Here is a 19120-nt window from a genome sequence, read left to right on the forward strand (position 1 = left end):
TCTCACCTTGTTTTCGGGATGGAGACGAAGACGGTGAAGCCGCCGTCGTACCCGATATTCACATGGCCGCCGACGCTTTCCACGCGCTGGGCGATGTTTTTGAGCCCGATGCCGTCGCCGCCCGGCGCCTTCGGCGCGCCGTTGTCTCTGACGATGAGCTGGTAGAGCGCCGGATGCTCCCGCAGCGTCACGCTGACCTCGCTGGCGTCCGAGTGGCGGATGACGTTGGAGAGCGCCTCCTTGACGACGGTCAGGAGCGTATATTTGACCTTCTTGTCCGGATTCGAGTCCATATCGAAATCCAGCGTGATCGGGCAGAAATCAAAGCCGTCGGCAAGGCGCCCCAGCTCGGCGGTAAGGTCGACCGATTCGTCGTAAAGGTCATGGACGCTCACGCGGACGCTGTCCATGCCGGAGGTCAGCGTGTCCCGGAGGACGCCGAGCCGTTCCCGCAGCGCGTCGTCCCGGCAGGTGGCCAGCAGCGCGCCCGTCTGCAATATGGCGTTGGAGAGCGTATGGCCGACGCTGTCGTGGATGTCGCGGGCGATCCTGTTGCGCTCGTTCAGTGTGGCCAGGCGTATCTCGTAGTCCTGCTTTTCCATCAGTTCCTTGTTCTTGTTTTCCAGCCGGAGAGAAAATTCCTTCGTGGAGTCCCGCAGCGCGATATAGCCGCTTTGCGTTTTTTCCAGGGCGTCCGTCCGCCGGCGCATGAGGTATGAAAGCCCGACGATAAGGACGATCGTCACGGCCGTCATCGGCGGCAGCGTCCTGAAGGCGATTGCCGCGGGCCCCAGGATCAGCACCAGGCCGAGCTGATATTTGGTGTAAAACAGATCGTAGCAGATCACCGGCAGAAAAAAGACAAAAACAGGACGGGGGATACAGGCGGCAAAGTAAACGAGCGCCGCGAGGCCCCTCAGCCGGTCGCCGTCCACATAGCTCATAAAGGCGCTGAGAATGACGACGCAGATGATCGGCACGATGATATAAAGGTCCAGGCGGTACTGGGCGTAAAACACGGCGCAAAGGATAAATAGGGTCGCCTTGTCGATATACTTGTCCATGTCTTCACCCCGCTTTTTCCCGTATACCAATAGTTTACCAGATGCCGCGGGGCTTTACAATCACGCGGCGCAAATGATATGACAAATGTCATGGCCGGATCGGGAGGATATTCACTTCTGCCCGGGGGCCGTTTCCTGTATGCTGGGACCATGAGGCCAAAGGAGGAGAAACAATGGTAGTCAGCGTGAACAATCTGGTCAAGAGATACGGCGAGCTCATCGCCCTGGACCATTTCAGCCTGGAGGTCAGGGAAGGGGAGGTATTCGGCCTTTTGGGCCCCAACGGCTCGGGCAAGACGACGGCGATCAACTGCATCCTTTCCCTGTTGAAATACGACAAGGGCACCATCGAGGTCTTTGGAAAGCCGATGAACCCGGACTCCTACGAGTCAAAGCGGAACATCGGCATCGTCATGCAGAACGTGGCGGTTTTCAGGGAGCTCACCGTCGAGGAGAACATCAACTACTTCTGCGGCCTGTACGTCAGCGACAGGCAGAAGTGCCGGCAGCTCACGGAAGAGGCCATCGCCTTTGTGGGCTTGGAGAATTACACCAAGTTCCTGCCGAAAAAGCTCAGCGGCGGCCTCCTTCGGCGGCTGAACATCGCCTGCGGCATCGCCCACAAGCCGAAGCTCATCATCCTGGATGAGCCCACCGTGGCCGTGGACCCCCAGAGCCGCAACAATATCCTGGAGGGCATCCTGAAGCTGAACAGCCAGGGCGCCACGGTCATCTATACCTCCCATTACATGGAGGAGGTCGAGCAGATATGCTCCCGGATCGCTATCATGGATAAGGGCAAGGTCATCGCCTCGGGCACCACCAACGAGCTCAAGGGCATGATCAACACCGGCGAAAAGATCACCGCCGAGCTCCTCAGGGCGGACAGCGGCATACTCGCCGGGCTGAAACGGCTGCCCAACGTCAGCGCCGCGGAGATCTCGGGCAATCAGCTCATCGTCAAATCCGTCCATGGCAAAAATAATCTGCCGGCGGTGCTCGAGTACCTGAATACCCACGACATCGCCTACGGCCGGATTTTCTGCGAGCTGCCCACGCTCAACGACGTCTTCCTTGAAATCACCGGCAAAGAGTTAAGGGATTAGGGGGGCGGCGAAATGTTCGGGCATATTTTTATAAACCGCTTCAAGCTGCTCGTCCGCGACAGGCCGACGGTGTTCTGGACGCTGGTGTACCCGCTGGCGCTGGCCACCTTCTTCTGCCTGGCGTTTTCCAACCTGTACGGCGGCGACGCGTTTAAGAGCATCCCCATCGCCGTGGTGGACAACGCCGAATACAGAAGCGATACGGTATTTCAAGCGGCGCTGGACTCTGTGTCCGACGCGAACAGCGCCTCGGAAAATCCGCTGTTTCACGTCACCGTCGAGTCCAGGGAGCAGGCCGACGCCGGCCTTAAAAACAACGATATCAAGGGCTATATCCTCTTTGACAACGGGGCCCGTGTGGTGGTCAAGAGCTCCGATATCGACCAGACCATCCTGAAGGAATTCATGGACAGCTACCTGCAGACGGCCTCGGCTTATCGGACGATCGCGGGCGTGAACCCCGCCGCGCTGCAAAGCCTCGCGTCCGCCGGCACGAGATCCTACATCGAGAACGTGACCCCGGCGAAGGCGGCGGTGAGCAACACGCTCATCAACTACTATGCGCTGATCGCCATGGCCGCGATGTTCGGCGGCTTCTGGGGCAAAAAGGAGGTGGAGGATATCCAGGCGGACCTCTCGCCCCAGGGCGCGCGGATGAACCTTATTCCCGTCCATAAGATGAAGGCCTTCGGCTCGTCGGTCTGCGCGTCCATCGCCGTTCAGTTCCTGTCGCAGCTTGTGCTGCTGGCGTACATGGCGTTGGCGCTGGGGGTGAACTTCGGCACGCAGCTGGGCTGTATCGTCCTGACCGGCTTCGCCGGGAGCGTCGCGGGCGTCGCCTTCGGCGCGCTGGTGGCGGTCCTGGTGAAGGGGAGCGCCAATGTGCGCACGGCCGTCATGCTGTGCGTCAGCCTGGGGATGTCGTGTCTGGCCGGGATGATGAACAGCAGCGTCAAATACATGGTCACGCAGCATGTGCCGATCCTGGCGTATATCAATCCGGCAAACCTGATGACAGACGCGTTTTACGCGCTGTATTACTACGATACCTATACGCGCTTTTACACGAATATCATTATCCTGTTTGGCCTGGCCGCCGTGTTCTTCCTGGTCGTCTGCGCCGCCACAAGGAGGCAGAAGTATGCAAATATTTAAAGCCTATTTTAAAGTGCTGAACAGGCACAAAATGTCCATGATGATCTACTTCATCGTCTTCATCGTCATCACGCTGCTTATCATGGGCTCCATCAAAAGCCTGACAGCCACGACGTTCAGCCAGACGAAGAGCAATATCGTCGTTCTGAGCGACGATACCCCCTCGCCGCTGACGGACGGGCTGCGCGGCTATCTCGCCCAAAACGCCAACATCATCGATATTGAGGACGATCCGGAGACCGTGCAGGACGCGCTGTTTTACGGAAACGTGGCCTATGTGCTGCGCATACCCGCCGGCTTTGCCGAGAGCTTCATCGGCGGCACGGGCGCCCTCCCGCTGCAGAAAACGGTGTCGGCCTCGGGCGCCGTCGGCATGAACCTGGACCTTTTGATCGATAAGTACCTGAACCTTGCCGCGCTTTATGAAAAGAGCCTGCCGGGCCTTGACCAGAGCGATATCGCCGCCCGCGTCCTGAACGACCTTTCCGTCGCCGCGGCCGTCGATTACAACACGACGAAACAGACCTCCGATACCGCCGCCATTTCCTATTATTTCAGGATCAACGCCTATCCGACCCTGGCGATTCTGATCATGGGCATTATGACGATCATGATCACGTTCAACGAGCCCGATGTAAACAGGCGGAACCTCTGCTCGCCCGTGAGCCCCATGAAAATGAACATGCAGATGTTCCTTGGAAACGCGGCGTTTGCCGGCGCTGTCTGGTCCGCGCTGTGTATCATGACCTTTATCCTGTACGGCGCGGTGCCGGCCGGGGCCGGCGTCGCTTTGCTCTGCCTCAATTCGCTGGTATTTACCGTCGCGAGCCTCAGCCTCGGCTTCGTCCTGGGCAAATTCCTGAAAAGCTCCGTGGCCATGGCGGCGGCCACCAATGTCGTCTCCCTCGGCATGTGCTTTTTAAGCGGCGTGTTCGTCGACCAGGAGGCTCTCGGCAGCTCGGTGCAGACGATCGGCAGCTTTACCCCGGGCTACTGGTATATAAAGGCCGTCAACGCCATCAGGGATATGTCGGTCTACAGCGCCCAGAATTTGCGGCCCGTTTTCTACGACATCCTGATCGAGCTCGGCTTCGCCCTGGCCTTTGTCGCCGTGGCGCTCGTGGCGACAAAGCAGAAAAGACAAACCCTGGAGAGCTAGCTTACCCGATATGAAAGCCCGCGGCTGCAGCCGCGGGCTTCCACTATTCTTTATCCTCGTCGTCTTTTCTCGGCAGGACGTGCTGGACAAGCGCCTTGAAGCGGCCGGGGCGCTGCCTGGCGCTGCCGTGGGACGGCGGCGACGCGTTCTCGGCGGCCCGAACGGCCTCTTTCATGAACAGCTCCTGGGAGCTGATCTGCTCGCCGTCGTAGACGGACAGCTTATAATCGCCGTCCGGGCCCAGCTTCCAGGACTTGACGTTGTCGGCCAGCTGGACCTGCAGGATGTTCAGGAGCCTGTTTTTGATGTTTTTGTCGTACACCGGGCAGGCGACCTCGATGCGGCGCTCTGTATTGCGCGTCATCAGGTCGGCCGAGGCGATGTACATCTTCATGCCCGGCCCGCTGCCGAAGCAGTAGACGCGCGCGTGCTCGAGAAAGCGCCCGACGATGCTGGTCACGGTGATATTTTCCGTTTTGCCGACGATGCCGGGGACGATGCAGCAGATGCCGCGGATGATGAGCTGGATTTTCACACCGGCGCAGGAAGCCTCGCTGAGCTTGTCGAGCGTGTCCCGGTCGGTGAGGGAGTTCATTTTGATGATGATGCCGCAGGGGCGCCCGCTTCCGGCCTTCTCGATCTCCCCGTCGATGAGGGACAATATCGTGCTCTTCAGCCAGGTCGGCGCCACGAGCAGATGGTTATAGTGGCCCTCCAGATTGGAGATGAGCATGTTTTTGAAAAAGCTGTTGGCGTCGCTGCCGATGGCGTCGCTTGCCGTGATGAGGGAGAAATCGGCATAGAGCTTTGCCGTTTTCTCATTGTAGTTGCCGGTGCCGATCTGCGTGATATATTGCAGGCGGCCCTTGTCGTGGCGCGTGATGAGGCAGACCTTGGAGTGGACCTTGTAGCCCATGAAGCCGTAGATGACCTTGCAGCCGGCCTCCTCCAGCCGCTCCGCCCATTCGATGTTGTTCTGCTCGTCGAACCGGGCGCGCAGCTCCATGATGACGGTGACGTCCTTATTGTTTTCAGCCGCGTCGATCAGGTATTTTGTCAGGCGCGACTTTTTGTCCAGCCTGTAAAGCGTGATCTTGATGGAGATGACGGTGGGATCGGCGGCGGCCTCCTTGACCAGATGGAGAAACGGCTCCATGCTCTCGTAGGGATAGCTGAGCATGATATCCTTCGCCATAGCCTGCTTCATCATGCTCTCGTCGGGATTGAAGCCGGCGGGATACTGTGGTATGTATGGCACATACGTCACAGCTTTTTTCGCCGCATCTGGCAGCCGGTCCTCCAGCGCGTAGACGTAGGAAAGCTCCAGCGGGGAGACACTGTGGAAAATCTGGGTCTTGTGGATCGTCAGCCGCTGCGAGAGATAGGACGTCAGCGCCGTGGCGCGTTCGTCGGACACCTCCAGGCGCACGGCGGACAGCCGGGCTCTTTTCTTGAGGATTTTTTTCATGTGGTGGCGGAAATCCTCTTCGAAATCGTACGTTTCGTCGTCGGGGTTGATGTCGGCGTTCCGCGTGACGGAAATGACGCACTTCTCCTCCACGTCGTACATCTCAAAAATCTTTTCGGCGTATTTGAGAATGATGTCCTCCACGAGGATGTAGCGCGTCAGGCTGCTGTTCAAAAAGATGATCCGCTGCAGCATTTTAGGCACGGGGATAATGCCGAACCGGCTCTCGTCCTTCGATTTGAGCATGACGGCCACGTTCAGCGCCTTATTCTCGATGTGGGGGAACGGGTGGTGCGTGTCGACCACCTGGGGAGACAGCACGGGAAAAATATCGCGCTCGAAATAATTGCCGATAAATTTTTCCTCGTCGCCGTCCAGATCGTCCATGCCGAGCCGGACGATGCCGTGATGGATCAGCTGGCTCTCCAGGGACTTGAACAGCGCGTCCTTTTTCCTGTACAGCGGCGGCAGGGCCTTAAAAATTTCGCGGAGCTGCTCCTTCACCGTCATGCCGGACTTGTTGTCGATGTGACCCTCGTCCACGAGGGACAGGTCGAACAGGCTCCCGACGCGGATCATAAAGAACTCGTCGAGATTGCTGGCAAAAATGGCCACGAACTTGAGGCGCTCCAACAGCGGCACGGCGCTGTCGTCCGAGACCTGCAGGACGCGGTCGTTGAATTTGAGCCAGGACAGCTCCCTGTTCGTCGTAAAGCTTGTGTCAAGCGACAGTTCCGCTGCGCTCATGCCGTTTCACCGCCCAGTATTTTATGATAGAAATATCCTTCCCGGACGCCGTAGGTGCTGACGACGATTTTCTCCGCCTTGAATTCCTTGGCCACCGTCGCCAGAACGAGCATGCCGGTAATCACGGTGTGGATGCGGTCGGGCGCCAGCTGCATGACGCGCTGCATCACGCTCCGGCTGTCCTTTTTGTAGGCGGACAGGATTTTTACGAATTTGTCCGTCTCCATTTCCATGTTGTCGCCGCTTTTGCCGTACATGTCGTTATAGACTTTCCGCGCCGCGCGGACCGTTCCGCCCACGCCGCAGATCGTTTTTTGGCTGCCGAGCGTACTCTTGAGCTTTTTCAGCTCGTCCTGAACGTCCTGCCTGATTTTTTTAAACGCGTCCTCGTCCGGGATGATCGACGTCACGTGCCGGAGCGACAGGTTCAGCGAGCCCACCGGCATGCTGACGGCGCCCGATACGACGCGGTGTTCAAAGCTGACGAGCTCCGTGCTGCCCCCGCCGATGTCGACAAGCAGGCCGTCCGTCACGTCCGTGGCGTGGACGGCGCCGTAGAAATCCAGCGTGGCCTCCTCCTCGCCGGACAGAATCTCGACCGCGAAGCCCGAAGCGTCCCGGATGGCTCTTAAAACCTCGTCCGTATTGCTGATATTCCGCAGCGAGGCGGTGGCAAAGACGTGGATGTTGTCAATGCCGAAGTTTGAAAGAATGTCCTTGAAGTTTGCAAGGACGGAGCAGGCCTTGGCGATGCCCTTCGGCGACAGCGCGCCCCGGTCGACGTAGCCCAAAAGCCCGGCGACCGATTTTTTGCTGAGCAGAAGCTTCATCACGCCGTCTTCGTATTTGTAAATGGAAAGCCGGATAGTATTGGAACCTAAATCAACGATACCGCAAATCATACCTAAACTCCAGACTTCTGAACCTGATGACGTATGCAGAATAACGGGTGTTACCGTGCGCCGGATTCGACATCATTATATTCAAAATAACATATTTTATGTTAAATATAAATATAATCTGTGTTAAATGCTGTTAAATTCCCCATCCGCCCACCCGATAGAAGTATAGGGCTGCACCCTATGACCCCCGAATGGCGGGGCTGCGCCCCGGGCCCCTTTTTCGGGCTGCGCCCGGCCTGTTGGGGGGAGCGCTCCGAGTCTCATATGTTGCTGCGCCCCGAGCCTTCAAAGGCTCCCTCCTTGAGGGAGCTGTCGGCGTAGCCGACTGAAGGAGTTCTTGTGGCGCGCTGCGGTGATTTCTCCTTTGCCGGGGCGGCGCACACATCGCCCTGGGTAGGGGCGATTATCAATCGCCCGTCCGTTTCTCCCGCCCCGCAAGACCCCGCTGCAACGGTCATATATATTGTTATCCGTTTTAGATCGTCGTATAATAGCAAATAAGGTTTTTTATTCCTGCCGGCGGGCAGAAACGCAGAGATCAAAACCGGAGGGATATCATGAAAAAATATATTGCAGCCGCGCTGATTGCGGCCGCCGTGCTGTCGCTGGCGTCCTGCGGGTGGAGGCTCCCGGGCTCTTCCGGGCCGTCGGAATCGCCCGAGCCGTCGGCGGCGCCGTCGGAAACGCCGGAGGCCAGCCCGTCGCCGGAAAAAACGGCGGTGGACGAATTGCTCGGTACCGAGCCGGCGGCCGGGGAGCTGGGGCAGTACGTCATGCAGAATGCCCGGGACCTCCCGGCGGAGGAAAACGATAAGCTGCTGGAGCGCCTGCTGCTGGTTCAGCCGGACGTGACGATCAGCATGAGCACCAAAATATTGAACAATGCCTACATGTCGGCGCTGGACGACACGATGGGCGGCCTCCTCGACCCCACCAAGATACCGAACATCAAGGACCAGGCGGTGCGCGCGGACTACCAGGCGCTGTTCGACAGCCTGATGACGGTGGTGCGGTATGAGGAATCGCCGATCATCGAAACGAACTGGTCCGCGCTGAATAAGCTGAAGACCTCTTTCGGGGAGCAGACCGCTTTCATCATCGAGTACAGCGCCAGGCTGCAGGGCAACTACTACGGGGACGAGCTGCGGGGCCCGGACCTTATGGCCGCGGATATCGCCGCCATAGAAAAGGAGTTTTTAAAAGCGAGCGACGGCTTTGTGCGCTGGCAGCTGCGCGGGCTTTACGCGCGGGAGGTCGCCACGCTGCTTTACGGCCCGGAGGGCGCATATATCAGTGATTTTACCGCCGGAAAGAAGGAGGTGCACGGCAGGCTCAATACATACGCCGCGGCATACCCCGATACGAAATTCGGCCGGACCTGCGCAAGCCTTCTCAATATGACGTCTGAAAGCCAGCAGGCCGTGACGGATGCCATCAACGGCTCGATTGTTTTCCCGCCCGACGATCCCAGGACGATAGAGTTTGCCGCGCTGGACGAAAAGAGCGCCGCGCTCACCGTACCCGAAATCGTGGATAAGGACAATTCCGCGCTGGCGCAGCAGCTCAACAAGACCGTCAGGGACGCCGCCGCGGGCATGCTGCCGGCGGGCACAAAAAACCAACAGCTTTACAGCAGCGCGGCCGTCTGCGGCAACTATTTAAGCGTGGCGCTCTCCTGCAGCTATGCCGAAAAGAGCGGCAAGCCCGGCTACAGGCAGCAGCACCTCGTTTTCGACCTGACCACAGGCAGCCCCGTGACGCTCGACGACCTGGCGGCAAAGCCGCTGGACGCGTATAAAGCCGCACTCCTCCAGGTGATGCGCGGAGACAATGTCCCGGCGGATCTCGCCGCGCCGGTGGACTTCGCCCTCAACAGCGGCGGGATGACAATCTATGTATCGCCGAAAAGCGGCACGGTTCCCGACGAGTACAACGTCACCATGAACGGCCTGCGCAGCTTTATGGACATTTCAAAGCTTTACTGACAAAAATAATCCGCTCCGGCCCGCTGTCGCGGGCCGTTCTTTTTAGTTTTGACACAGAAATCCTCATAATTGCCGCCGTATTCCAAATACTAATCGCGAAAAAGCGGCAAAGGATGATTTCATGAATAAGCTCAAAACGGTTCTCTGCTTCGCGCTGGTCTGCATTCTGCTCGCCGGCACGGCGTCGGCAGCGGTGACGGACAGCGCGGATAACAGATTTGACTTCGCGGGCAATGTGATCGCTGACAGGAACGTCACCGGCGACTATGTTGCCATCGGGCAGAACATTAAGCTGGAGGCGGGCGTCAAGGGCGATATTATCGCCATCGGCCGGGCCATCACCATCACCGATCAGGACGCGGTGCAGAACATTTTCGCCCTGGGGCAGTACGTCACGGTGCGGGCAAAGAGCGCCCGCAATATCTACGCCACGGGCGCCGACGTCACGGTGAGCGACGGCACCGACGTGAAGGGCGCCTATCTCTGCGGCGTCAACATCAGCTTCGGCGGGACGGCGCAGGACGCCTATATGGCCGGTGCCAGCGTGACGGAGGACGGCACGATTTACGGCGATCTCACCATCCGCAGCGACCACATCACCTTCGGCAGAAACGCGACGGTGGGCGGCCATCTCACGGTGATCGGCACCGTCAAGCCGCAGCTGCCGCCCAATATCGACCCGGCCAAGATGACGTTCAAGCGGGTCATGCACCCCCGGAACGACAACAAGCCGGCCGGACAGCAGGGCGTCAACCGGTTCAAGGTCATCATGGCCGCCGTCGGCGTCGTGACGGCGGTGATCCTGGCCCTTCTGATGACGCTGTTCCGGGGTGGTTACTTCAAGGCCCGCGCCCTCGAATTCAGAAAGCGCTGGTGGAAGGACCTGCTCTTCGGCATCATCGCCTTTATCGTCATGCCCGTGGCGGCGCTGGTCTGCATGCTGACGATTTTCGCGATCCCGATAGGCGTTATCGTGCTGGCGATCTACGCGGTTTTGATTTATCTCGCGCCCGTCATCACCGGCATGATCCTCGGCCGCGTGGTGCTGCCCAGGATGAGCCGTTATCTGTCGGCCGGCCTCGGCGCGGCGGTGATCGAGCTGCTGATGCTCGTCCCGATCCTGAAGCTCGTGATCGCCCTGCTCTGTGCGTTCTATACGCTGGGCATCACGGTCGTGCGCATGAAGCCGCGGCGGGAAAACAACCCTCCGGGAGAATTGAAGCCCCACGAGTAAACGCGGCGGAACGGATGAAAACCGTTTCCGCGCAGACATTGCCCCCGCGCACGTCGTGCGCGGGGGCTGCTGCGTTGTGCCGAAGCTTCCGGGAAATTTTTAACAGGCAATCGATTGACGGCGCCGCGTTCATTACATATAATAAAGTTTAGTATGATTTTGGGATAAGATTATTATAATAGCCGAAGGCGGAAGACATGTTATGGATATAGTGAGAGGCAAAAAAGGTTTCATCATCGATATGGACGGCGTTATCTACCACGGGGAGCGCCTGCTCCCGGGGGTCAAGGAGTTTGTCGGCTGGCTGTACAGGCAGGACAAGAAATTCCTGTTTCTCACAAACGCCAGCGGCCGGTCGCCGAAGGAGCTGCAGCTGAAGCTCTACCGCATGGGCCTGGATGTGGACGAGAGCCATTTTTACACCAGCGCCCTGGCGACGGCCAAGTTCCTGAGCCGGCAGCATCCCGGCTGCAGCGCCTACGTCATTGGGGAGCCCGGCCTCTACAATGCCCTGCACGACGCCGGCATCACCATTAACGAAATAAACCCCGATTACGTCGTCGTGGGTGAAACGAACAGCTACAGCTACGATAAAATCTGCCGGGCCTCCCATCTCGTCTTCGGCGGCGCGAAGCTGGTCGGCACGAACTCCGACCTGACCGGCCCCAGCGAAACCGGCATTATTCCGGCCTGCCGGGCCCTGGTGGCGCCCATCGAGCTGACCACCGGCCGGAGCGCCTACTATGTCGGCAAGCCGAACCCGCTGATGATGCGCACGGGGCTCAACATGCTGGGCGTCCATTCCGAGGAGACGGCCATGATCGGCGACCGGATGGATACGGACATCATCGCCGGCATTGAAAGCGGCCTGGACACTGTGCTCGTCCTGTCGGGGGTCACATCGCGGGAGTCGATGGAGAAATATCCGTACCGGCCGCGGGTCGTCCTCGGCGGGGTGGGCGAGATCCCGGATTGAAGTGAAAAAAAGCGCTGAGCGGTGTTTTTCTCAATTGTCTTTAGGCCTGTTTTGTGCTATCATAACGTCAAACTTTTGAAGGAAGACGCGCGCGTATGGATTGGTTTTCGCAGCTTATCAGCAATAAACTGCTCCTGAGCGGCTTTGCCGCCTGGGTGGCGGCGCAGATTTTGAAGACGATAGTTCACGCCATCGTCAACAGGAAAATCGACTGGCCCCGCCTCATCGGGGACGGCGGCATGCCCAGCAGCCACTCGGCCACCGTTACAGCCGTGGCCGCGTCGAGCGGGCTTTACTACGGCCTCGGCTCCTTCCAGTTCGGCGTGACGGTGATTTTGGCGTTTATCGTCATGCACGACGCGATGGGCGTCCGCAAGGAGACGGGCAAGCACGCCATTATTCTAAACGACATTGTCGAGTTTATCGATTCCATGGGGAGGAACGTGTCCCCCGAGGAAAAGCTGAAGGAATTCGTCGGGCACTCGCCGCTGCAGGTCATCGCCGGCGCCGCGCTCGGTATCATCGTGGCTTTTGTCGTCAGGTTCTAGCGGGTGGTGCGGCGTCTCGGTGAGGCGCCGCACCGCTCGTTTCAGCTTTCCGGCCGACGTCTTTTTAGGGGGAATACAATGGAAAGTATATTCAGGCCCGCGTCCGAAAAGGACGCGGAGGAAATCTTTAACTTGTTTGAAACGGCGGTCAGGCGCCTGCAGACGCAGCGCATCGACCAGTGGGACGATACATATCCCGACAGGCGGCTCCTTGGGGAAGACATTGCCGGCCGGCAGATGTATATTCTGACCCGGGGCGGCAGGATCACCGCGGCCGTCGTCCTCAACGAGGAGCAGGACGGGGTGTACGGCGGCGCGGACTGGACGGACCGGGACGGCAGGGTTGCCGTGATCCACAGGCTCTGCGTTCATCCCGATTTTCAGGGGATGGGCGTCGGCCGGCAGACGGTGCTTGCGGCCGAAAACCACCTGAAAGGCGCCGGCTATACCTCTATCCGCCTCGACGCCTTTAAAAAGAACGCGGCCTCGCTGCGCCTGTACGACCGTATGGGCTACAGCCCGGCAGGCCATGCCGTTCTGCATAAACGCGAATTCGTGCTCTATGAAAAGCTGCTCGGGAGGACGCGAAATATTAATCAAGCAGATGCAGATACTAGCGCTGTCATGTGTTTCCCGGAAAATATGGGGACGACGGGCGATTGATAATCGCCCGTCCGTTTTTACACCGTATACATCACATTTTTGTCGAGGAGGGATATCATGCCGATCATCGGCGCGTTTATCGTCCCGCATCCTCCGGTCATCCTGCCGGAGGTGGGCAGGGGAGAGGAACAGAAAATCCGGAAGACGGCCGACGCCTACCGGGAGGCGGCGCGCCGTATAGCGCGGCTCAAGCCCGAGACGATCGTTGTCACGTCCCCCCACAGCGTCATGTACGCCGACTATATCCACATCTCGCCGGGGGAAAAGGCCGGGGGTGACATGCGCCAGTTCCGGGCGCCGCAGGTCGCCGTGACGGCGATATACGACACCGGCTTTGTGGCTGAGCTCTCGGCACTGGCGCAGGAGGCCGGTATCCCGGCCGGGACGCTGGGGGAGAGAAATCCCGGCCTCGACCACGGCACGCTGCTCCCGCTCCTGTTCATCAACGAGCAGTACGGCGATTACCGCCTGGTGCGCACCGGCCTGTCCGGCCTGCCGCCGGAGGATCACTATCGGTTCGGGATGTGTATCGCGCGGGCCGCGGAAAAGTCCGGCAAGCGCGTGGTGCTCATCGCCAGCGGCGACCTGTCCCACAAGGTCAGTGCCGAGGGTCCCTACGGCTATGCCGAGGAGGGCGTGCAGTTCGACCGGGAGATTACCGAGGCGATGGCCTCCGGCGATTTTCTGAGGTTTCTGACGTTTACCCCCGAGTTTGCCGAAAAGGCCGCCGAATGCGGCCTGCGCTCCTGCATCATCCTGGCCGGCGCGCTGGACGGTAAGGACGTGGACGCGGAGCTTTTGTCCTACGAGGGGACCTTCGGCGTGGGCTATGGCGTCGCGTCCTTCATCCCGAAGGGCGAAAATCCCGAGCGCCGCTTCCTCGACGCCTATCTCAGCCATGAGGCGGCGCGGCTGCGGCAGCTTAGGGACGGCGAGGACGCTTACGTCAGGCTGGCGCGGCAGTCCGTCGAGCATTTTATCACGACCGGCCAGCGGGCAACACTGCCCGACGGCCTGCCGGAGGAGCTGCTGGCGAGAAGGGCCGGCGTCTTTGTCTCGCTGAAAAAGCGCGGAAGCCTCCGTGGCTGTATCGGCACCATCGCGCCGGTGACCGGCAGCGTTGCCGAGGAGATTCTGAGAAACGCTGTGAGCTCCTGCTCGGAGGACCCGCGCTTTGACAAGGTGCGGCCCGAGGAGCTGCCCGAGCTCGTCTACAGCGTGGACGTGCTCTCGTCCCCAGAGCCCATCGAGTCGCCGGACGCGCTGGACGTCAAACGCTACGGCGTTATCGTCTCCACAGGCCGCAAGCGCGGCCTGCTGCTACCGAATCTGGAGGGCGTGGACACGGTAGCGCAGCAGATTGCGATCGCCAGCCAGAAGGCCGGCATCAGGCCGGGCGAGCCGGTCGGCCTGGAGCGCTTTGAGGTGGTGCGCCACACGTGAGTGTTCGGTGCGAGATCTGCCCCCACAGCTGCGTGATCGGGGAAGGCCGCACCGGCTTTTGCGGCGCCCGGGGCAACAGGGGCGGCGCGGTGGTCTGCACAAACTACGGCCGCCTGACCGCCATGGCGCTGGACCCCATCGAGAAAAAGCCGCTGTACCGTTTTATGCCGGGCAGCCGGATACTGTCGGTGGGCAGCTACGGCTGCAACCTGCGCTGTCCCTTCTGCCAGAACTGCGGCATCTCCATGGCGGACGAGGGCTCCGCCGACACGGCGTATATGCCGCCGGAGCAGCTCGCGGACAAGGCGCTGGCGCTTGTCCCGCAGGGGAATATCGGCGTCGCTTTCACCTATAACGAGCCGCTCATAGGCTTTGAGTACGTGGCCGACTGCGCGCGGCTGGTGCGGGCGTGCGGGCTCAAAAACGTCCTCGTCACCAACGGGTATGTCTGCGAGCGGCCGCTTCTCGATATTCTCCCCCTGATCGACGCGATGAACATCGACCTCAAGGGTTTCACGGAGGAGTTTTACCGCAGGCTGAGCGGCGATCTGGATACGGTGAAAACAACGATCGCCCTGGCCGCGGGGCGCTGCCACGTAGAGGTGACGACGCTGGTGATCCCGGGGGAGAACGACGGCGCGGAGGAAATGGAGGCCCTGGCCGCCTGGCTGGCCGGCGTGGGCGCCGATATCCCGCTGCACCTGTCGCGCTTTTTCCCCCGCTACAAATACGCCGGCAAAACACCCACGCCGAAGGAGACGCTGTACCGTCTCCGCGACGTTGCGCAGCGGCATTTGAAGTATGTATATCTCGGAAATATATAAACTTGAAATATGCGAAAGGGCCGCTGAGGGCGGCGGCCCGGCAGACGGCGGGCCGAGTCGTCCCGCCCTACGAAAACGCGGTGCCGATGGAATTCGTATATGCACAGGGCGCGGCTTAGAAAAAAATAGACAACTCCGGTTTCTTGGGCCGCGGGTTGTCTTTTTTATTTACGACTTTTTGTTGCGCAGGTGCTCGGCCTCGTCCTTGATTTCGCTGCGGAAGCCGTCAAGGGCCTCTTCCCGCCGCTCGTTTTTGGCGATCAGCTCGTCGCGGGTTTTATCGCTGGACGTGGCCCGGATCGTGCTGCTGGCTTCCCGCATGTTTTTCATTGTTCCGTCGATGCTCTCCTGGATGCGTGCCACATTGTCGTCTCTGTTGTCGGGATTTCTTTTCAAGCGCAGCCTCCTTTCTAAAGCATTATCAATGCATAGTATTCCGCTCCGGCGCGCCGTTATTTGAGGGAATATATTCATGTTCCCCGGCGGGCAAGGCTTTTAAGCGCGTCGATGAATGCGTCGATCTCTTCCGGCGTGTTGTACACCGCCAGGGAGGCGCGGACGATTTTTTCAAGCCCGAACCGCCGCAGGACCGGCTGCGCGCAATGGTGCCCGGCACGCACGGCGATGCCCGCCCCGTCGAGATATCGGGCGGCGTCGTCGCTGTCGATGCCGCGCAGATAAAACGAGACGATGCCCGACTTCCGCGCGGCGCTGCCCACGGTCACAAGGCCGGGGACAGACTGGATGCGCGCCGCCATATAGGCTAAAAGCTCGTGCTCATAGCGCTCCACAGCGGGCAGTCCCAGGGCCGCGACGTACCGGACGGCGCTTTCCAGCCCCACCGCGTCGGCGATGTTGCCCGTTCCGGCCTCGAACTTGTGCGGCGGCTTCTTGAAGCGGCTTTCCGCCATCGTCACGTCCTCGATCATGTTGCCGCCGCCCTGATAGGGCGCCATGCCGTCGAGCAGCGCGTACCGGCCGTACAGGACGCCGACGCCGGTGGGGCCAAAGATTTTGTGGCCGGAGAAGACATAGAAATCGGCGCCCAGCGCCCGGACGTCCACCGGCAGATGCGCCGCGGCCTGCGCGCCGTCGATAAGGACGAGCGCCCCGGCCTCGTGCGCCAGGCGCGTGAGCTCTTCCGCCGGCGTGATCGTCCCCAGCACGTTGGACACGTGGGCGAAGGCCACGAGCTTTGTTTTCCGGGACAGGAGCCTTTTGTATTCCGGGAGGAGCACTTGGCCCGTGTCGTCCACCGGGAAGCTCCGGAGAACGGCGCCCGTCTTCCGGCAGAGAAACTGCCACGGCACGATGTTGGCGTGGTGCTCCAGCTCGGACACGAGGATCTCGTCGCCCTCGGAAACGGCGCCCTCGCCCCAGGCCCGCGCCACCAGGTTGATCCCCTCGGTGGTCCCCCGGACAAAGACGATCTCATCAGGGCTCGAGGCTCCCAGAAATTCCGCCATGGCGCGGCGCGCGCCCTCGTAGGCGTCCGTCGACCGGCGGGCCAGCGTGTGCGCGCCGCGGTGGACGTTGGAGTTCTCGTGCTCGTAAAACCGGCGGAGCCGGTCGATAACGCATTGGGGCTTCTGCGTGGTGGCGGCGTTGTCAAACCAGATGAGGTTTTTCCCGTTCACCTTTTCATTGAGAATCGGGAAATCGTCCCGCACGCCGGCAATGCCCGAGCGGGGCAGCGGCGCGGGCAGGGGAGCAGGCGTGTTGTCTAAAAACAGCGGCCATGCTTCAAAACCGTTGAATACAGGCGATGACACGCCAGCGCGGCCGAGAAGATTTTCCGCGTCCCGGCCAGCAGCTGCGCCAGCACCAAACAGCTCAGGATAATAACGGCGGGCTTCGTCAAAAATGAGCCTTTCCACATCGGCGTTATTTGTAATCATAATAGTGGCCCGTCTCCACATTTTCCAGCACGGCGATGGCGTCGTCGGTCAATATGGCGGCCGAGCAGTAAATGGACAGCAGATAAAAGCCGATGCCCTTGTTGTCGATCCCCATAAAGCGCACCGACAGCCCGTTCGACTGCTCGCCCTGCAGCCCCGACTGGTACAGGCCGATGACGCCCTGCCTGGCCTCGCCGCTCCGGATGAGCAGGATGTTCGTCCTGCCGTTTTTGCCGTGGGTATTGGACTGCCCGTCCACAAGGAGCTTGTCGCAGGGCACCAGCGGGATGCCTCGCCAGCTCAGGAAATTCCCGCCGTAGAGATTCACCGCCAGGGGCGGCACGCCCCGCCGTGTGCATTCCCGGCTGAAGGCGGCGATGGCGGCCGGGTGCGCCAGAAAGAAGGAGGGCTCCTTCCACACCCGGGAGATCAGCTCGTCCAGGTCGTCCGGCGTGGGCGAGCCGGTGCGGGAGGCCACGCGCTGGGCCGGCGCGGTGTTTTTCAAAAGCCCGTAGTCGTCGCTGTTGATGATGAGATACTCCTGCTTCTCCTTGAGGCTTTCCATCCCCAGGCGGATCTGCTCCTTGATCTGGTCGTACGGCTTGCTGTACAGGTCGGAGACCCTCGTCCCGATTTTGACGATGGTGGACACCGACGACAGGATGTATTCGCGGGGCGTCTGCTCGTAGTCGATAAAGCCCTCAGGGATGTCATCGCTGTTCTGCTGCGCGCAGAGCACGTCCAGGAGCCTGTCGGGTTCCTTGACCCTGTTCAGGCGGAAAATGCCGGTGTCGACCGGCTTGAGCTCCAGAAACCGCGCCAGCCACCGCGGCGTGATCGTCCCGTACTGCGGTACGGTTTTGACCACGTCCGCCAGCTGGTAAGCGCTGCGCGCCGACAGCGCGTCAATAGTGTCGTATCCTTCAGGCATGATGTTCTCCTTGCTGTAAATCCTTATTTTGCATAAAGAGGGTGATACCGTTATTTTTTGAGCCGGGCGGGATTTTATTCAAAAATTCCCACACATCCGCTTCGCGTAGGGCGCGATGCCCGCATCCCCGTTGATCCGGACGGCTTCGGTCGTCTGTTCCTGCCGACGCGGCACGGTGTTCAGCCGGCCAGCGTATCACGTGAAAAAATGCCGGTGTGAAACAAACTCTTGACAGTGTAACAATGTTATGTTACACTGCAATTATATAGGGGGCGACACGATGGAAGAAGAGCTGATCTCCAAAAAAGAGCTGCTGGACGCGACGGATATTTCGTACGGGCAGCTGTACAGATGGAAGCGAAAGGGCCTCATCCCCGAGGACTGGTTTATAAAGAAATCGTCGTTTACCGGGCAGGAGACATATTTCCCAAGGCAAAAGGTCCTGTCCCGCATTGAAAAAATCAAGAGCATGAAGGAGGACGTCTCGTTGGACGAGCTGGCGGACGTCTTTACGCCGACGCTGAGCGAGGTGGCGCTGGACCACGGGGAGATCGTCTCCCGCGGCATCGCGTCCGCCGAGGTGCTGAGGATATTCCTTGAGGAGGGCGGCGGCGGGGAAATGCTGTCGTTTCCGGACCTGGCGGCGCTGTTTCTATTAAACAGGCTCATCGTCGCGGGAGATATCGGCCTGGAGGAGGGCAAAACGCTCCTGGACGTGATGACGGAGGCCGCCGGGGCGCTGGGGCTCGAAGCCTGCGAGGTCTTCCTGACGCGAAAGCTCGGCGTGTTTTCCTGCTTCATCGTCAAGCCGCCCTGCAGCATCGTTACCGACAAGGGCGTCAAGATCATCGGCCGGCAGAACATGGCCGCGCTGATCGAAGAAATCAAACTCAAACTCATATAGGAGGGCATCGATATGGACAGCACAAAGCGCGGCGATATCCGCATCAACGGCTCCGGCAGCACCGGCGGCGGAGCCTATGACAGCGTCATCATCAGGGGGACGGGGAAGGTCGC

At 60.0% G+C, this 19120-nt stretch carries 17 protein-coding genes; 11 read left to right on the forward strand and 6 right to left on the reverse strand.

Annotated elements, in window-relative coordinates; translation table 11 throughout:
• Positions 1–2 precede the first annotated feature (2 nt).
• Positions 3–1064: a sensor histidine kinase gene (locus tag BUB60_RS17070; protein ID WP_073081856.1), complete on the reverse strand. Its 1062-nt coding sequence runs from the start codon at positions 1062–1064 to the stop codon at positions 3–5.
• A 173-nt stretch (positions 1065–1237) separates the two neighbouring features.
• Here BUB60_RS17070 and BUB60_RS17075 point away from each other — a divergent pair, with 173 nt between their 5' ends.
• The 3 genes from BUB60_RS17075 to BUB60_RS17085 are packed head-to-tail and all read left to right on the forward strand — an operon-like array spanning position 1238 to position 4484.
• Entirely contained in the window at positions 1238–2170 is a 933-nt protein-coding gene (locus BUB60_RS17075; RefSeq protein WP_073081859.1) for an ABC transporter ATP-binding protein, read from the forward strand.
• A 12-nt stretch (positions 2171–2182) separates the two neighbouring features.
• The gene (locus BUB60_RS17080) at positions 2183–3325 is read left to right on the forward strand and encodes an ABC transporter permease (RefSeq protein WP_073081861.1); all 1143 of its coding nucleotides are present in this window, start codon (positions 2183–2185) and stop codon (positions 3323–3325) included.
• Positions 3312–4484, forward strand: coding sequence for an ABC transporter permease (locus tag BUB60_RS17085; protein WP_073081863.1), 1173 nt, complete (start codon positions 3312–3314; stop codon positions 4482–4484). Before BUB60_RS17080 ends, BUB60_RS17085 begins: the two co-directional genes overlap by 14 nt.
• Positions 4485–4527: 43 nt before the next feature.
• On the opposite strand, the gene ppk1 is transcribed toward BUB60_RS17085, so the two are convergent.
• Positions 4528–6699, reverse strand: coding sequence for a polyphosphate kinase 1 (gene ppk1, locus BUB60_RS17090; protein WP_073081865.1), 2172 nt, complete (start codon positions 6697–6699; stop codon positions 4528–4530).
• Positions 6696–7601 (reverse strand): Ppx/GppA phosphatase family protein, encoded by a 906-nt coding sequence (locus BUB60_RS17095; RefSeq protein ID WP_073081868.1) that lies wholly within the window; start codon positions 7599–7601, stop codon positions 6696–6698. The genes ppk1 and BUB60_RS17095 overlap by 4 nt, the downstream gene beginning before the upstream one ends.
• 557 nt (positions 7602–8158) lie before the next feature.
• Here BUB60_RS17095 and BUB60_RS17100 point away from each other — a divergent pair.
• The 7 genes from BUB60_RS17100 (at position 8159) to amrS (ending at position 15274) form a co-directional block, all read left to right on the forward strand.
• A complete protein-coding gene (locus tag BUB60_RS17100) occupies positions 8159–9586 on the forward strand; it encodes a hypothetical protein (protein ID WP_073081871.1) in 1428 nt (475 codons plus the stop codon).
• A 121-nt stretch (positions 9587–9707) separates the two neighbouring features.
• Positions 9708–10820, forward strand: a complete 1113-nt coding sequence (locus tag BUB60_RS17105) for a DUF8173 domain-containing protein (protein WP_073081874.1) — start codon at positions 9708–9710, stop codon at positions 10818–10820.
• 202 nt (positions 10821–11022) lie between these two features.
• Entirely contained in the window at positions 11023–11796 is a 774-nt protein-coding gene (locus tag BUB60_RS17110) for an HAD-IIA family hydrolase (protein WP_073081877.1), read from the forward strand.
• A gap of 95 nt (positions 11797–11891) precedes the next feature.
• Positions 11892–12344 carry a divergent PAP2 family protein gene (locus BUB60_RS17115; protein ID WP_073081879.1) on the forward strand — a complete coding sequence of 151 codons (453 nt, stop codon included), beginning with the start codon at positions 11892–11894 and terminating at the stop codon, positions 12342–12344.
• A 78-nt stretch (positions 12345–12422) separates the two neighbouring features.
• Complete coding sequence (locus BUB60_RS17120; protein ID WP_073081882.1) at positions 12423–13007, forward strand: GNAT family N-acetyltransferase; 585 nt, start codon at positions 12423–12425, stop codon at positions 13005–13007.
• Between the two features lie 57 nt (positions 13008–13064).
• Entirely contained in the window at positions 13065–14450 is a 1386-nt protein-coding gene (amrA, locus tag BUB60_RS17125) for an AmmeMemoRadiSam system protein A (protein WP_073081903.1), read from the forward strand.
• Positions 14447–15274: an AmmeMemoRadiSam system radical SAM enzyme gene (gene amrS / locus BUB60_RS17130; protein ID WP_073081906.1), complete on the forward strand. Its 828-nt coding sequence runs from the start codon at positions 14447–14449 to the stop codon at positions 15272–15274. Before amrA ends, amrS begins: the two co-directional genes overlap by 4 nt.
• A 168-nt stretch (positions 15275–15442) precedes the next feature.
• Here amrS and tlp read toward each other — a convergent pair whose 3' ends face one another.
• From tlp to BUB60_RS17145, 3 genes are all read right to left on the reverse strand, one after another.
• The gene (gene tlp / locus BUB60_RS17135) at positions 15443–15670 is read right to left on the reverse strand and encodes a small acid-soluble spore protein Tlp (RefSeq protein ID WP_073081909.1); all 228 of its coding nucleotides are present in this window, start codon (positions 15668–15670) and stop codon (positions 15443–15445) included.
• 74 nt (positions 15671–15744) lie between these two features.
• On the reverse strand, positions 15745–17172 hold the full coding sequence (locus tag BUB60_RS17140) for a cysteine desulfurase (RefSeq protein WP_073081912.1): 1428 nt from the start codon (positions 17170–17172) through the stop codon (positions 15745–15747).
• On the reverse strand, positions 17159–18103 hold the full coding sequence (locus BUB60_RS17145; protein WP_073081915.1) for a family 2A encapsulin nanocompartment shell protein: 945 nt from the start codon (positions 18101–18103) through the stop codon (positions 17159–17161). The genes BUB60_RS17140 and BUB60_RS17145 overlap by 14 nt, the downstream gene beginning before the upstream one ends.
• 280 nt (positions 18104–18383) lie before the next feature.
• Here BUB60_RS17145 and BUB60_RS17150 point away from each other — a divergent pair, with 280 nt between their 5' ends.
• Positions 18384–19007, forward strand: a complete 624-nt coding sequence (locus BUB60_RS17150; RefSeq protein WP_073081920.1) for a YhbD family protein — start codon at positions 18384–18386, stop codon at positions 19005–19007.
• Positions 19008–19120: the final 113 nt, after the last annotated feature.

Source organism: Sporobacter termitidis DSM 10068, assembly GCF_900130065.1.
In the GTDB taxonomy this organism is placed as follows: domain Bacteria; phylum Bacillota; class Clostridia; order Oscillospirales; family Oscillospiraceae; genus Sporobacter; species Sporobacter termitidis.